Below are 544 nucleotides of genomic sequence, written 5' to 3' on the forward strand. Positions count from 1 at the left end.
GTATTCGGTGAGCTCGGCGAGAAAGCGGTCGGTCCGCGCGTCCTCCTCGGGGGCGGGCCGCGGGAACGGGTGCACCAGGTCCAGTCGGAACCTGCCGAGGAACAGCTCCTTGGCGAAGGACGGTTTGTCCCAGCCACTCTCCCGGGCTTCCTCCGCGACCGCGCGGGCCTGTTCTTCCGTGACCTGGACCGGTGCAACCATGATCTGCCTCCTCGACGGGCGATCGGAGAACCTACTGGCGAGTATTCCCTCGGGCCGCGTCACCGACAACCCCCCGTCTCGCCCGGTCGGTCCGGCAGGCCCGGGGGTGCGAGAATCGGCCGGGAGGTAACGATGGCCAGTTCGGCTAGACCGCCGGCGTACACACTGCGCCAGCTGTACGTGTTCGTGGCCGTCGCCGAGACCGGCACCATCCGGGCGGCGGCCGACCGGTTGCACATCTCGCAGTCGGCGGTCTCCCTCGCGGTCACCGAACTCGAACGCGGGCTTCGCGCGCAGCTCTGTGTGCGGCGGCGCGCGCACGGGGTCCAGCTAACCCCGACCG

Annotated in this window: 2 protein-coding genes; one reads left to right on the top strand and one right to left on the bottom strand. The window is 70.2% G+C overall.

The features are described 5' to 3' along the window. Nucleotides 1–201, bottom strand: a 201-nt coding sequence (locus AC1DQC_RS20185; RefSeq protein ID WP_477053003.1) for a hypothetical protein, incomplete at its 3' end; no start/stop codon positions are given. A gap of 132 nt (nucleotides 202–333) precedes the next feature. Between AC1DQC_RS20185 and AC1DQC_RS20190 the strand changes: the two genes are divergently transcribed. Beyond that, on the top strand, nucleotides 334–544 hold a 211-nt coding region (locus tag AC1DQC_RS20190; RefSeq protein ID WP_477053004.1), incomplete at its 3' end, for a helix-turn-helix domain-containing protein.

The organism is Cellulomonas sp. P4_H12 (assembly GCF_056400905.1).